The organism is uncultured Methanospirillum sp., assembly GCF_963668415.2.
Lineage (GTDB): Archaea > Halobacteriota > Methanomicrobia > Methanomicrobiales > Methanospirillaceae > Methanospirillum.
The window spans coordinates 3,566,330-3,580,665 of the sequence record NZ_CAXXDL010000001.1; the positions used below are offsets into that span (position 1 = coordinate 3,566,330).

The following is a 14,336-nucleotide window of genomic DNA, read 5'->3' on the forward strand; positions in this document are numbered from 1 at the left end:
GGATGGCCGATTTATGAATTTCATTGCCATGGTTATAACTCGATCCTGGTGATGACCCCGTGTACTTTCTGGGCTGGCAACCGGTAGTACTGAACAAACGAGGGACATACCCGCTTGATAAGATAGAATACTTTATACAGGATCTTCCTGCTTACAATCTCTTCCATTCCATAGAATATTGTCCGCTCCTCGATGCCTGCCTGATGGATGATCTTCATCATGTCTATCACTTCCATATATCCGCGTGAAATAGTAAGAACCGAGAGCCCGTGCTCGATCTCCTCCTGATATGAGGAGGTCTGTCCGAACGGATTCTCTGTGATATCCATAGTAATGATGATCGTCTTTTCGTACAGGATACCGCTGGTGAAGATGGTCCGGGATATGTACGGTGGAATGCTGTCTACCGATCTGGCAAAGAACACTGCAGTCCCTGTGATATGACTGGCCCCCCGATAAGCCTTTGAATACCTGGTTCTGAAGGTCTTCCAGTCCATCGGGCGCATTGTACGGTATAATGTCCTCTGCCCTGTTGTGTAAATGATAATAACAGAGAACGGTACTGCTGCAATTATCAGGGACCAGAATCCTCCTGACGGGATCTTGGTCAGCATCGAGATGAAGAATGCAAGATCCACCAGAGTAACAAATACCGAGAGGGCAAAGAAGAGTCGCTTTCCGGTATGCCAGAATATTGCGGTCATCAGTATGCCGGTGATGAGCATGGTTCCCGTGACTGCGATCCCGTAGGCCTCTGCCAGTCTTTCAGAGTACTGGAAGATAAGAAGCATCAGAATCACGGAAGCACAGAGCATCCAGTTCACAACATCGATGTAGATCTGGGTTCTGACATGTGAGGATGTGTAATCGATATGGAGCATCGGAAGGAGATGGGTGGAGATTGCCTGAAAGGTTATAGAAAATATTCCGCTGATGACCGCCTGAGAGGCTATCACACTTGCCATGATCATGACAAGAAGGAACGGGATGTAGATGAGTTCGGCTTCTGCATATACCATCTCGAACAGGGGATTTTGAGCATTACCTGTCCGAAGAAGGTAAGCACCCTGCCCGAGGTACGAGACAAGTATCGCGATGAAGACAAATATCCAGGCATATCGTATCGGGTCTCTCCCTAGGTGTCCCATATCAGCAAACAAGGCTTCTCCTCCGGTGGCGCAGAGGATGACGAGCGATAATGAGAGGAATGCATCGATTGGATTGTCCACAAAGAAACTAAAAGCATAGGTCGGAGAGAGTGAGAAGAGAATATGGGGTGTCTGAATCAGTGAGTAGAGGCCGGTTCCAAACAGCATTACGAACCAGAGTACCATAGCAGGTCCGAATGCTGATGCGATCTTCTCGGTTCCACGCTGCTGCATCCAGAAGAGAAGGAGGGTGATAAGAACTGCAATACCTATAAGAACCCCCTGATCTATTCCTTTCATAATTGGGATCAGAGGAATTCCTTCTACTGCCGAGAGGATGGTAATAGCAGGTGTTATCACACAGTCACCGATCATCAGGGAGACACCGAGGATGGCGATCATGGTAACAATCGCAAGGCTAGCCGGATGTTTCAGCATAGGCGTGAGGAGCTCCTTCAGCACAATCGTCCCTCCCTCACCATTGTGGGAGAGCCTCATCGCAAGGAATGCATATTGAAGTGTAACAAGGATGGTAAGTGTCCAGAAGATGAGTGATATAAGCCCCATGATATCCTCCTCGTTCGGAGGAACCAGTGCGAAGAGAACAGCAAGTGTGTACATCGGGCTGGTCCCGATATCTCCAAAAACAAGTCCTGTAGCTTTGATGATCGATGATAGCGGAGGAATCTGCTCCATAAAGGTCTAAGGATACATCAACCCCTGATGAATATGAGGGTTTGTACTGGATATCCTGTTGATGGTTCAGTCTGCCAGTCAGATTTTATGATTTTCAGGTTCCGCCAGGCACGCATCAGCCTGCATATTCTCAATCTGGTCCGGGTCCACTTCACAGTGTTTGCGTAAAAAATTAAGGATCTTCTCAGATTCTGCCCATCGACGGTCAACTCTCGATACCATCTCATCGATAAGTTCTACCTGTTTGAGTATTTTTTTGGTGATATCCTGATTATTATACAGTTCAGCGTATCCGGATATTGCCATCAGGGGGTTTCTTATCCCGTCGTTCAGTATCGCGAGCTCTGCAAGATTCTGCTGGATCTGTACCTCTGCAACATCACGCTGGCGCTCAAGCCTTCGTTGGTCTGTGATATCTTGTCCCTGGGCTATCGTTGCTACAGGCGTTACCCCGTCAGTCTCATACAAAGTCGCTGAGTTCCAGAGAACAGTTTTAACAGCCCCATCAGCATGAAGCATCTCCAGTTCGACAGCCTTCTTCGTAGCACTACACAATGCATTAAGAATCGATGCCATCTCAATCTCTGCCTGATCAGGAGGAAAAAGAGTCTGAATCGATCTCCCGACAACCTGATCAGTAGAGATCCCTATCAGTTCTTCACCTGACCGGTTTATCCTGGTGATGATCCCATCAGGGTTAAGGATGATGATCGGAACAGAAGCGATGGTAATAAGATTCTCCAGGTACGAGTTGGTCTTACTCAGTGCCTCCTCGGTCTTCTTCCGGTCTGTTATGTCAAGATTAGTTCCGAAGATCACCTGGTTTTTTTCAGGTTCTGCCCTGAGCAGATGTCCCTGTGACTGAATGTGCCTGAGTTCACCTGTATCATGTCTCAATATTCTGATATCGATATTGTATGGTTCACCTGTTTTGAGCAACTGATCAAGTGAATTTCGAGCCAGAATCTTGTCATCAGGATGGATTGTGTTCTGAACCTCCAGGAGAGTTGGCATATAGTTCGATGGAAATCCAAATATTACAAGCCCTTCATCAGAACTGGTGAAAATCTGCTCTTCCATATCCAGGATCCAGTTCCCGATGTGTGCAATCTTCTGGCTTAGTTTCAGGTTTGCTATAGCGTTTGTAAGTTCACCTTCAGAGATTCTCCGGTCCACTGCATACTGTATCTTGCTTGCAAGTTCGGCAAATTCCGATTTAGGATTGCCTGACTTCTGGATATAAAAATCAGCCCCCTTGTTGAGTGCCTCAATGACGACCTCTTCACGCCCCTTTCCTGTGTATATAATATATGGAGTATTATTCCCGCTCTCTTTGAGTCTGGTGAGAAGGCCGATCCCATCCATATTTGGCATATGATAATCAGAGACTATGGCGTCGAAACTCCTCTCTGATATCAGGTCCATGGCCTCCCTTACATCCGAGATCGGAGTGATCTTCATGAAACCAGTCTTCTCAAGATATAACTGGGCGATGTTCAAAAGCCAGGGATCATCATCGATAAAGAGAACCTGTAGGGGGGGTCTGGTTCTGATCATGGCTTTTTTCAATAGTTCTCTGAGTTCCGGTATCTGATTTATCCTATTACATTCAGATCACAGTTCGAGGCGTTGAACCGAAAGGGTTTCGTACAAGGATAGCCGTGTCGGTTCTACTGTCCAGTCAGCAGTGAGACTTTTGTGCTCTTTCATGTGAACTGTTTCCAGATGTGCATCAAGGTGATCCCTGCTCTCCCACTCCTCAAGGATGAGAAATAGTCCGGGCTCCTCGGTACTAGTGGTAGTATCGTACCTGGTGCAACCCGGCTCTGCCCTGACGAGGTCAGTAATCCGGGCCATCTCTTTCTCGAACTCCTGCCAGTGATCTGGAAGAATACGACATTCAGCAGCAACAACAAGCATACCCACTCTTCTTATTTTGGTACTATTTATCTGGTCTTCAACAGGATTCTATTCGCATCAGGTCACCTGGGAGGCAGATTGAGATCAGCAACCACGCCATATGCTCCGTCCTGGTAATACATGGTCATGACGAGGTGTTTTGCTTTGCCGATGAACGGATCGTCGATGGCATAGTAGACATTATTCTGCGGGCTGGTGACCGGAGGAAAGGTGGCCTGTTGATCATCGGTCCCTTTTGTTGTGGAGATCACCGTCTCAACCTGATCGACTGTTGATAGATCCTGGTCCCTGTTAAACATGAACTCGATCCGCTTATCCTCCACTTTGACGGTGACAACTGGCAGAATGTGAATCTCTGGCTCCTGAGATTTCATCCAGGGGGTAAGAAGGCCCTCATCAAAGGTGCCGCCAAGAATTGTGCCGACCTGGGGTTGAAATTGCGAGATGAACTGAACCCCGAGCAGCATAATGAGGATGGATACTACCAGGGTAACCCCGAGCATGATCAGAACATTTGATTTTCTGAGAGATCTTCCGGTTTTTTGAGCAGGTGGAGGCACAGGTGGTTTATTGGGTTGAGAAATTTTTCCAGATATCTTCTTAAGATTCCGTTTGTAGGTCTCATTTGTAGGATCAAGGGCATGAGCTTTTAGAAAACAAGCCTTTGCCTCTTTGATCTTTCCGATCTTTGAGTATGTGACTCCGAGAGCATTGAAGGATTTATGCATCACCGCATGATCCTGGATAGCCTTCGTAAATTGAACAGCCGCCTCATCGTACTGCTTCTCTTTGAAGGCTGACATCCCTGATCTGAATGTCTGATCCTCCTTGTCAGGCATAATGAGCGTTTGAGCCGAGATCGGTTAAGGGCATCGATGGCTGAAAAAAAGGTAGGTAAAGGATATGGGTCAGGTACTGCTGACTGTATGAGTGATCCCTGGAATGGTCTGTGCATCTGAGAATGATTCCTTGTATCCATCAGGGAAGACTACCGTTGAGACATGGGGAATAAAGTTAATATCAAATTTCTGGACAATCCAGAGCAGATTTGGATCTACGAGGGACTCTACCGGAACATACGTGAATGACGGGGTTGTGATCTGGCTTTGGTCAACGGTGGCCATGTCATATACCGTCAACTGCACTGATTCCGGAGTGATGGAATTTACTACCACCTCACGGCTTAAGGCCTTTTCAAGCTCTGCTTTGCCGATGCTCTTTAAGTCAAGAGCCTTTGTTATGAGATCGTACTGAAGTGTTTCAGTTCCATTCAACTGGTACTGCATATTAACAATTCCATTTCCGTCATCTCCTACAGTATACGTGATCTCTGAAATTGAGAATGCAGAGACTCCTGCTGCCAAAAAAAACAGGATGAGTGCAACGATCGCGATTCTTATTACATAGGTCATAATCTCCATCAGGATGGATCGCAATGATATAAATCCTTCAGGATCAAAAAAAGGGGGCCTGATTACCAGGCTTCAACAAAGGCTGAATTGGTATAGAGATCTTCAAGGCGTGCCTTGTGTCCCCGTTCCATCTTTGCAAGTTCTGTGAAGATCTTCTTCTGGTCAGAGTCAGCACTTGCATCTGCGAGTTTCTCGTACATCTGCATTGCCTCTTCCTCTTTCTTGATCGCCAGTTTGAGACCGTCCAGTGGTTTCATGTCAGAAGAAGGAGCTGGACTCTCGATAAGTTCTGATAACTTGTAATCTTTGACCTCATCGAACTTTAGTTCCTTCTTTGATCCTGACAGGTATTCCTGCAGGGTCTTGCGGTGGTAGGTCTCTTCCTGGGCCAGTTCTCTGAATGTGCTCTTGAGTGCACTGTCCTTTACTTTGTCTGCAAGAGCCGTATAAAGGGCATAGGAATCAACTTCCCTGTCAATTGCTTTAAGCAGAATCTGTTTAAACTCTTCGGTTTTCATGGATATTCTCCATTTGTTCAGATATAATCTGGTATAACAGGGATCGGGGTACGATACCCTGATCCTGTGTCATGATGCATCTTCTGGTGGCTGTTACTGGCTGAACGCAGTTTTACTTGGGTTTTGTGTAGGTCGTTTGAGATGAGTGGTAATCAGTGCTACGTTAGTTGGTATATACCGACTTTCCAAGTTTTGGTTCAAACGCGTTGTCTGCCTCAACTCTGATTGCATGAGAGAAGAGGGCCAGTGGGATCTCCATCGGACAGAGTTCTTCACACTGTCCACAGTTGATGCAACTATCTGAAATATGTGCAAATCTTCTGAGGTGGAACATCGGGTCTGATGGAAGTTTTCCCCTGCGGACCATCAGAGATTCGTCCCTGCCTTTAAATGCAGTTGCAGTACAGACCGGGCATTTCTCGATACAGGAATAACACTTTACACACCGGGAGGTCTCCGTGTTTATGATCTCCCAGAGGTTGTCCCTGAGCGCTATGAAGTCGTGCTGTCTCCACTTGGCTCCGAGCTTGAGCATGGCTCCTTCTACCTTGCCCCTGATCTCGATACCTTTCGGGTTTGCAGCTTCAACATCGAGCTTCTTTGCAGCTATTGCCTTGGTAAGCAGATCTGCACCTTTCTCGCTGCAGACCTCAACAAAAGTTGCCTTTCCTGCCTTGTCACCGATGACACCCCAGTTACCGCAGGCAAGGTCTGCCTGACGGGGAACCTTGTACAAACAGCGACGGCAGTTGGTACGGCGGCCGAATCCCTCTTCTTCAAGTTCATCGACTGATATGCCTTTGTGTCCACCTTCATACTCAATGATGAACTGACCCTTGTCGATCTCTTCCTTGTGAACTGTGTCCGGGTCTACGCCGTATTTTTCCTTGATCATCTTCCGGGCTACACCTGGATTGACTGATCCACCACAGTTGACACCGATGGTGATGATGTTCTTCATGTCGACATCATTGCGTTTTGCTTCTTCAAGCAGGCCCATGAGGTCGCATCCCTTCACCACAACACCAAGTTTCATCTTCTTTGCCCCGTCCAGGTAGTTCTTGATGAACGTGGCGAGAAGCAGGGTTCCACAGTGTAGTGAGCCGGCAGTTGCATCAAGGTCCTTGGGATCTGTAATAGCGACCGGGATAGCATCGTAAATATCATATCCCTTGGTGACTGCTACTACGGCGTCAACCATCTTTGTCTCGAGAGCATGCCTGAGAAGGGCGGTGACAGCTCCTCCACACTCTGCTTTCTTGGCAAGTCCGCTGTCTGTGGTCCATGCATACAGGAGATCTCCTTTTGTTGTCATGTTTATTTCCCTCCTGCAATCTTTGCAATCGAAACAGCACAGTGCTTAAGCTCCGGCATCTTTGACAATGGATCGAGTGCCGTATTTGTCAGGTTGTTCACACCTTCTGCAAAGTGCATGGACATGTACAGGACACCGGGTGCCACATCCTCACCGACCCATGCAACCGTCTCGGTCTGACCACGACGGCTCTTGAGCACAATCTTCTCTCCCTGGACTATTCCAAGTCGTTTTGCATCAGTGCTGTTCATCTGGACATAGGATGCAGGCACTTCATAATCGAGTGCTCCACATCTGCCGGTCTGGGTCCTTGAGTGGTAGTGGAAGATCAGCCGTCCGGTCATGAGTGTGAACGGATACTCCTTGTCAGCAACTTCTGCCGGCGGTCTGTATTCCAGTCCGAAGAACTGACCTTTTCCGTTCGGCGTTGCGAACTTTTCACGGTGAAGGATCGGAGTTCCCGGGTGGTCTACAGTCGGACATGGCCAGATAGTAGACTCTGGTTTATCCATCCGCTCATATGTGCAGCCGAACATGGACGGGGTAACAGCCCGCATATCGTCCCATACATCTTTTGCAGTCGGAAGATTGAAGGTCTTCAAACCAAACCGCTTTGCCAGTTCTGCAATGATCCAGATGTCTTCTTTTGCCTGTCCTGGTGGGTTTACTGCCTTGCGGACACGGTTGACACGGCGTTCTGCACTGGTAAAGGTTCCGTCTTTCTCTGCGAAACAGGATCCTGGCAGGATGACATCAGCATACTGACAGGTCTCTGTCATGTAGATGTCCTGAACCACCAGGAAATCGAGCTTCTCGAGCTGGCGTTTTACGTGATTTGAGTCAGGATAGGTGACAGCCGGGTTGATACCGAGCATGAATAATGCCTTGATCTCGTCTCCACACTGGTTGATCTGCTCAGTGAGCGTGACTCCGTACCAGTCCGGGAGATCATTGACTTCCCAGGCCTTCTCCATCTTTGCACGGTTCTCTGCGACTTCACACTTCTGGTATCCTGAGTACACGTTCGGGTATGCACCCATGTCACAGGCACCCTGCACGTTGTTCTGTCCACGCAGCGGGTTAACACCGACACCTTCGCGACCGATGTTACCACAGAGCATTGACAGATTTCCAAGTGATCTGACGTTGTCAGTACCGGTGGTCAGTTCAGTGATACCAAGGCAGTAGATGATAACAGCATTCTTGGCATCTGCATATCTGAATGCAAGTTCTTTTACCCTGTCAAGAGGAACACCGTGGATCTTTTCTGCATCCTTGTAATTCTCGACAGTCTTCTTCAGATCTTCGAAGTGTTCGGTCCGCTCCTCGATGAACTTCTTGTCATGCTTACCCTCTTTGATGATCCAGTACATCATCGAGTTGATGAGGGCAATATGGGTGGACGGGTTGAACTGATACCAGGTATCTGCAATATGTGCAGTGGTAGAGAATCGTGGGTCAACAACAAGGATTGGTATTCCTTTCTGTTTCGCCTGGGCAACACGTCGTCCCGCAAGGGGATGTGCTTCCATTGCATTTGATCCCCACATCAGGATAAGATCAGAGTTCAGAGCATCTTCAAAACCGTTTGTTGCAGCACCTGATCCGAATGAGAGAGAGAGACCAGCAACTGAAGGGCCGTGACAGATACGGGCACAGTTATCGACGTTGTTTGTCTTAAATGCACACCGTGCGAACTTCTGGAAGATATAGCAGTCCTCATTCACTGTTCTGCATGAGGTGTGGAATCCAAGCCCTCGTGCTCCATGTTTGTCGTATGTCTCTTTCAGTTTCTTAGCGACAAGGTCAAGAGCTTCGTCCCATGACGCCTCTGTGAATTTGCCATTTTTCTTAATCAGAGGAGAAGTAAGCCGGTCCGGGTTCTGTACTGATTCCCAGCAGGTGACTCCTTTCGGACAGAGTTTACCATCATTAATCGGACTACGCTTACAGGGTTCAACCCCGACCAGTTTTTCATTTTTGACGACAAGGTTCAGAGCACACCCCACACCACAGTATGGGCAGGTAGTCTGAACATATCGAACAAGACTAGTAGGTTTAGTAGACATCTAGTTTCCCCGAGTTTCTATACAAGCGGAAAGGACACCAAAGCGCCCTTGGTTCACCATGTCTCAATACTGATCATCCGAATGCCAGGAATCTTCCCGTTGAATTCTGGCAAAGATCGTCCTGCATAAATTGACAATGAGTCGAAATTCAGGTGATCTGATGAAAAGTCCGTTACCGGAATGAGTACACCGTAAACATAGAATCTGTTTAAAGGACAGACGATAAATTTATCGATTTTAAGTCCAGGTGGATGAGAACAGGATCTTTTTTTGAAGAGAAGGAAGGTAATGCAATTGGATTACTATGGATTACATACTAGAGAAAAAAATGGAGATCATCAATTACTATTGTGAGAAAGGGCTCAATTTACCGGTTGCACATTGCGCCCTTATCTAGGAGAATATGTATGTTGAGTTGGATGAGATCTGTACGATCCCATCCTTCAGATTTCCCGCTTGTATATGATAAACCTCGGGAAAGGATTACCACCCGGAAATACTGATTCTCACTATTCAGCACGGTTAACGGCTTTGTAGATGAGTACATATCTTTCTTCCTTTGTACGATATATTCGCAGGAGTTAAGGAGTCCATTAAAAATAAATTTAAATAATATTTTAAAATCCTGCTTTTTTTTGCAGAAAAAATAGAATAGATTGCTTTTAGATCTCACTTCATCTGTTTAAACAGGCAGAATGAAATGTAACTCTGACTCCGGAGTCGCGATATCGGCCAGAGATACTGTCGAGTGATTATTTCATTATGAACCTGGAATTTCTCTTGCTGATGCGTACAATTGTTCAGGTTTGAGTGCCAGCAGAGTCTCTGAACAGAATGTTCCAAACCTGCCGATCTCCATCAGAATCCTGGTCATGGCCTCCTGTGATGGTGCCTCAATGATCGCAATGAAACCATACTGCCCGAAGGTATAGTGCAGTGACACAATTCTCCTTCCTGCTCTGGTGATGATCTCCTCTGCATTTTTATCTCGTTCCTGAAATCCCGCTACCTGATCCCATGCGATCTGTGTCTGGCGTCCGAGAAGAATGAAAGTCAGCATGAGGTATACTCTGGCTCATCTTTAATAAAGGTCATGATGTCATCTGGTGCAATAAATACCAGATGATTGTTACACATGATTCAGGCCCCTGAACTTTCCTACCGGAATAATGATCTCAAATCTTGCACCATGGCCCTCTGTTCCTGTCTCCCTCATGGAGATACCGGTTATCGAGAGGATCTCTGTAGCCAAGAACAGTCCGATACCGGTGTGTTTTCCGTACCCGTGATCAAAGATCTGTTGTTTCTCTTCAGTTGGAATACCACAACCGTCATCCTCACACGTGATCACAAGGGAGGCATATGATACAAAATATGAAAACCAGATTCGTGTGAGATGTCCTCCGTGACGAAGAGCATTTTCGATCAGTGTCGAAAACACTTTCCTGATTATTGGATCTGCGTAGATCTCAAGATGATTAGGGATCATGTTCTCTACCACCACATTACCGGGAATGATCTCTTCCCGTGATGACTCAATAACCTGGTGGACATTCTGCCATCCGCTGGATTCGATCCCAAAGTTCTCGTATTCACGGGTAAATTTTATCGTCTTGTCTATACTCTGGCTGGTTTGTATAGCCTTTATCAGATATTGATGGATCAGGGCAAGGTCAGACTCCTCCATTGCGAGTTCAAAAATTCCTTGTAGAACAAACAGTTTGTTAAAGATGTCATGGCGGGTCAAACCGGTTAGGAGTCTGAGTTTTTGATTTGCCTCATGAAGACTCTCCTCTGTCCGCTTGTGTTCAGTGATATCTGTCGCAATCTCTAGCCTGACAATCCTCCCGTCACTCCACCTGATCGCTCGATCTCTGCAGTCGTACCATCTGGCACTCTGTATACTCTCTGACTCCCATTGGTACATTCCCACAGGACCTGAGTCATCGGTCAGGAGATGGTTGGTACAGAACGGACATGGCTCCTTTAGGTTATGTATAGCCTTGTAACATTTCTGTCCGATAATATCCCCGAACAGGGCCCTTCCCCGCCTGTTTATAAAAATGGTCTCGTACGACTCCATGTCAGCGACATAGATGAGAGAGTCGATACTATCGAGGATGGAATAGAGTTGTGCCTGAACCTCTTCGATGAGAATTTTTTCATTCTGTGGTGAGAGGTTCGGGCCCTGAAGAATTTTTAATGCTGGCATCTCTGTCATCAACGGAGTCCGTGTGCCTGTATGTACCTGGTAGTGCTTTCGTATGGCGTTGAGAACTTTTTCTGATTCGACCCAGCGTGTATCAAGCTGGTTGACCATATCATCAATCCTGGTAACCTGGTCGGTGATGAGAGTGATTACCTGCTGATCATCTACCATGTCGGCCACGGTGATGATGGTGGTTAAGGGATTTCTGATCTCATCGTTGAGAATGGCAAGGTATGCGAGATTCTCCTGAATCTGTGCCAGAGCAACCTCTTTCTCTTGTTCAAGCCTTCGTTCTGATGTGACATCATGCCCCTGTGCAATGGTGGCAACAGGAGTGAGACCATCAGGTGCATAAAGGGTGGCAGAGTTCCAGAGCAATGTGAGGATCGATCCATTCTGGTGCATGATATCAATCTCGGTCGTCTCCCATCTGACCCCGTCAAGGGTTGTCCTGAGAAGCCGTAATGACCGATCTGCCTGATTAGGAGGAAAAAGGATCTCTAATGAGTTCCCGATAAGATGATCCGCAGGTTGTCCGATAAGATGTTCAAATGCCTGGTTCAGCCTTGTGATTCTGAATGAGGAGTCCCAGATGATGATGGGGACATTTGCTATTGAGATCAGACTCTCGAGAAAATCTTTGGTTTCATGCAGACTTTTCTCGGTCTCATTCAGGGCATCGTACTGGTGCCTGAGTTCCTCCTCTGCTCCTGCGATATCCTCGTTTGCGGCTACAAGAGCTTCGTTGCTGGTTTTTAGTTCGGTAATAAGTCGTTCACGTTCTGTCGCAAGGATCTTCCTGTCGGTAATATCCTGGCAGACTCCGATGATTCTGATTGCTTTCCCTGTTTCATCGACATCTATTCTGCCATTTGCAATGATGTAGTGAAGAGAACCATCAGGATATATCACCCGGTACTCAGCAGGTTCATAATCGTGTGTCTCAATTGCAGCGTTCAGGATCCGATCATGGAGTTCTACATCATCGGGATGGAATGCACTTCGTATCAAATCAAGAGTTAGTTCCACCCTGCCGGGTTCATACCCAAACACCCGGTATAATTCATCAGACCAGGCTATTGTATCTGAACGCAGGTCGTATTCCCAACAGCCGGTATGACTGATCTCCTGTGCAAGGATGAGGCGTTCCTCGCTTACCCTTATGAACTCTTCCTTCTGAATGAGTTTATTGATGTTTTTACGAAGTTCCTCTTCAGATACAGTAATCTCTTCATATGCAGTAAGTAGTTCATAATTCTTCTTCTTCAGTTCATCTTCTGCGTTTTTCTGATTAGTTATGTCTATCTCAAATCCGTCCCATACTATTTTTCCATCAGGAAGAACTCTGGGGATAGACTTGAGTAAAGACCAGTGGATAGCCCCATCAGGGGTGCGATACCGTGCCTGGATAGTAAATATGGTTCTCCCTCTGATTGACTTATCTTCAGCATCTAGAAGTTCTGCCCTGTCTTCATCAAGATACTGATTGTACAGGATCATCGGATCCCGCATTACATCGTTGACAGAGATTCCATGGTATCGCTCAAGACCGGCGCTTATATATGTGAAATGCCGGTTTCCATCAGGTTCAATGATGATCTGGTATACCATGCCATCAGGAAGATTATCACTGAGTAAGCGTAGTTTCTCTTCTTTCTCCCTGGTTGCCTCTTCTGCCAGTTTCCGGTCAGTGATATCATGGCCTACAATCTGGTACTCTACAAGCCTCTTCTCCTGATCAAACAGAGCCCTGACAGACCAGGACTGCCATCTGACACGGCCCTCTTCGTCTGTGATACGCAGTTCATGTGTCCATATCGGGTTTTCAAGAGTGAGAGACGGGAGGAAATTTTCCCCTGATTCATACGAAGCAGCCTGCATCAGGTCGTGAATATTCTTCCCTTCAATCTCTGGGAAAGGAAGCATCGGAGTGAAATATTGACGGGATGCCTCATTAACGAAGGTGACCTTACCATCCGGTGTAAACCTGATGATCATCTCTGTCATGTCGTCTACTATTGACCGGTACCTCGCCTCACTTCTCTGTAGGTTCTCCCCGGTTTTCTTCAGATCTGTGATATCACGAAGAGATTCTATCGCACCGGCAACTTCGCCATCGGGATTGAACAGTCTACTAATTTTTGCCTGAACAGTGAAGACAACCCCGTCTGAACGGGTAAAAACTGATTCAACTGTTGTCGAATTATCTTCTCTGGATACATTTGAATAGTACCGGGAGATGACTTCATCAGGTTCATCAATCAGTTCAATTAATGAGGGGCGGGAAGAACGGTTGAATTTTTGTGTAAATTCCTGTATTGTCCTGCCTACCATCTCTTCTGATGAACATCCCGTCAGAGTTTTCATTGCCTTGTTCCAGGCAATAATTACTCCCTCGGAATTTACCGCGAGGGTTGCATCAGGAAGAAAGTCAATGATGTCGCTGACCTGTTTTTTTGATTTCAGAACTTCCTGTTCTGCACGTCTTCTTGAAACAGTATACCTGATATGATTTGCAAGTTCAGCAAACTGTACTACCTGATCGCCACCTTTATGAAGATAAAAGTCAGCACCGTTGTTTAGTGCCTCAATAGCGACCTCTTCCCTTCCTCTACCCGTGAAAAGGATGAATGGAAGATCCCCCTGTCTTTTTCGGATCTCTTTTAACAAGGTGATGCCATCCATTCCTGGCATCTGATAATCTGATATGACTGCATCAAACGAGCCAATATGTAGTGAGTGAAGTGCCTCTTCTGCAGAAGATACGGCAGTGATGATAAACTCCCCGCTTCGTTCGAGAGACCGCTTCGCTACAAGATGAAGTTCTTTCTCATCGTCGACATAGAGAACTGCTATTTTCATGACTTCATAAAATCCGGAGTGAGACGGTCTTCCTGGTCGCCTGCATTCTTTCTTTCTGAATATCAGGTATATCATATATTCTATCATTTGATCTCATCACCGGTGAAGAAGAAGAAATATCAAAAGCATTGTGACCGTTACGTGTGTATATTTTTCAGAATGATACAAACGATTCAATTTTTAGTGC

10 protein-coding genes are annotated in these 14,336 nt (G+C 46.5%); all 10 read right to left on the reverse strand.

All coding sequences use genetic code 11. The features are described from left to right. Nucleotides 1-32: 32 nt before the first annotated feature. A complete protein-coding gene (locus ACHZA2_RS16820; RefSeq protein ID WP_319580661.1) occupies nt 33-1,844 on the reverse strand; it encodes a KUP/HAK/KT family potassium transporter in 1,812 nt (603 codons plus the stop codon). Between the two features lie 78 nt (nt 1,845-1,922). Further along, entirely contained in the window at nt 1,923-3,401 is a 1,479-nt protein-coding gene (locus ACHZA2_RS16825) for a response regulator (protein WP_319580662.1), read from the reverse strand. A 57-nt stretch (nt 3,402-3,458) separates the two neighbouring features. Beyond that, nucleotides 3,459-3,764 carry a putative quinol monooxygenase gene (locus ACHZA2_RS16830; RefSeq protein ID WP_319580663.1) on the reverse strand — a complete coding sequence of 102 codons (306 nt, stop codon included), beginning with the start codon at nt 3,762-3,764 and terminating at the stop codon, nt 3,459-3,461. 62 nt (nt 3,765-3,826) lie between these two features. Further along, a complete protein-coding gene (locus ACHZA2_RS16835) occupies nt 3,827-4,603 on the reverse strand; it encodes a tetratricopeptide repeat protein (protein ID WP_319580664.1) in 777 nt (258 codons plus the stop codon). A gap of 69 nt (nt 4,604-4,672) precedes the next feature. Next, nucleotides 4,673-5,176 carry a hypothetical protein gene (locus tag ACHZA2_RS16840; protein ID WP_319580665.1) on the reverse strand — a complete coding sequence of 168 codons (504 nt, stop codon included), beginning with the start codon at nt 5,174-5,176 and terminating at the stop codon, nt 4,673-4,675. A 62-nt stretch (nt 5,177-5,238) separates the two neighbouring features. Continuing rightward, complete coding sequence (locus tag ACHZA2_RS16845) at nt 5,239-5,694, reverse strand: ferritin family protein (RefSeq protein ID WP_319580666.1); 456 nt, start codon at nt 5,692-5,694, stop codon at nt 5,239-5,241. Nucleotides 5,695-5,857: 163 nt separating this feature from the next. Continuing rightward, a complete protein-coding gene (locus tag ACHZA2_RS16850) occupies nt 5,858-7,009 on the reverse strand; it encodes a Coenzyme F420 hydrogenase/dehydrogenase, beta subunit C-terminal domain (protein ID WP_319580667.1) in 1,152 nt (383 codons plus the stop codon). Nucleotides 7,010-7,011: 2 nt separating this feature from the next. Further along, the gene (gene fdhF, locus ACHZA2_RS16855; protein ID WP_319580668.1) at nt 7,012-9,078 is read right to left on the reverse strand and encodes a formate dehydrogenase subunit alpha; all 2,067 of its coding nucleotides are present in this window, start codon (nt 9,076-9,078) and stop codon (nt 7,012-7,014) included. Nucleotides 9,079-9,838: 760 nt separating this feature from the next. Further along, nucleotides 9,839-10,138, reverse strand: a complete 300-nt coding sequence (locus tag ACHZA2_RS16860; RefSeq protein ID WP_319580669.1) for a GYD domain-containing protein — start codon at nt 10,136-10,138, stop codon at nt 9,839-9,841. Nucleotides 10,139-10,207: 69 nt separating this feature from the next. After that, nucleotides 10,208-14,149, reverse strand: coding sequence for a PAS domain S-box protein (locus ACHZA2_RS16865; protein ID WP_319580670.1), 3,942 nt, complete (start codon nt 14,147-14,149; stop codon nt 10,208-10,210). Between the last annotated feature and the right edge of the window lie 187 nt (nt 14,150-14,336).

What these genes read in the sequence shown, in the direction of transcription:
- ACHZA2_RS16820 (WP_319580661.1), bottom strand. Translation starts at nt 1,844, where the DNA reads ATGGAGCAGATTCCTCCGCTATCATCGATCATCAAAGCTACAGGACTT.
- ACHZA2_RS16825 (WP_319580662.1), bottom strand. Translation starts at nt 3,401, where the DNA reads ATGATCAGAACCAGACCCCCCCTACAGGTTCTCTTTATCGATGATGAT.
- ACHZA2_RS16830 (WP_319580663.1), bottom strand. Translation starts at nt 3,764, where the DNA reads ATGCTTGTTGTTGCTGCTGAATGTCGTATTCTTCCAGATCACTGGCAG.
- ACHZA2_RS16835 (WP_319580664.1), bottom strand. Translation starts at nt 4,603, where the DNA reads ATGCCTGACAAGGAGGATCAGACATTCAGATCAGGGATGTCAGCCTTC.
- ACHZA2_RS16840 (WP_319580665.1), bottom strand. Translation starts at nt 5,176, where the DNA reads ATGACCTATGTAATAAGAATCGCGATCGTTGCACTCATCCTGTTTTTT.
- ACHZA2_RS16845 (WP_319580666.1), bottom strand. Translation starts at nt 5,694, where the DNA reads ATGAAAACCGAAGAGTTTAAACAGATTCTGCTTAAAGCAATTGACAGG.
- ACHZA2_RS16850 (WP_319580667.1), bottom strand. Translation starts at nt 7,009, where the DNA reads ATGACAACAAAAGGAGATCTCCTGTATGCATGGACCACAGACAGCGGA.
- fdhF (WP_319580668.1), bottom strand. Translation starts at nt 9,078, where the DNA reads ATGTCTACTAAACCTACTAGTCTTGTTCGATATGTTCAGACTACCTGC.
- ACHZA2_RS16860 (WP_319580669.1), bottom strand. Translation starts at nt 10,138, where the DNA reads ATGCTGACTTTCATTCTTCTCGGACGCCAGACACAGATCGCATGGGAT.
- ACHZA2_RS16865 (WP_319580670.1), bottom strand. Translation starts at nt 14,149, where the DNA reads ATGAAAATAGCAGTTCTCTATGTCGACGATGAGAAAGAACTTCATCTT.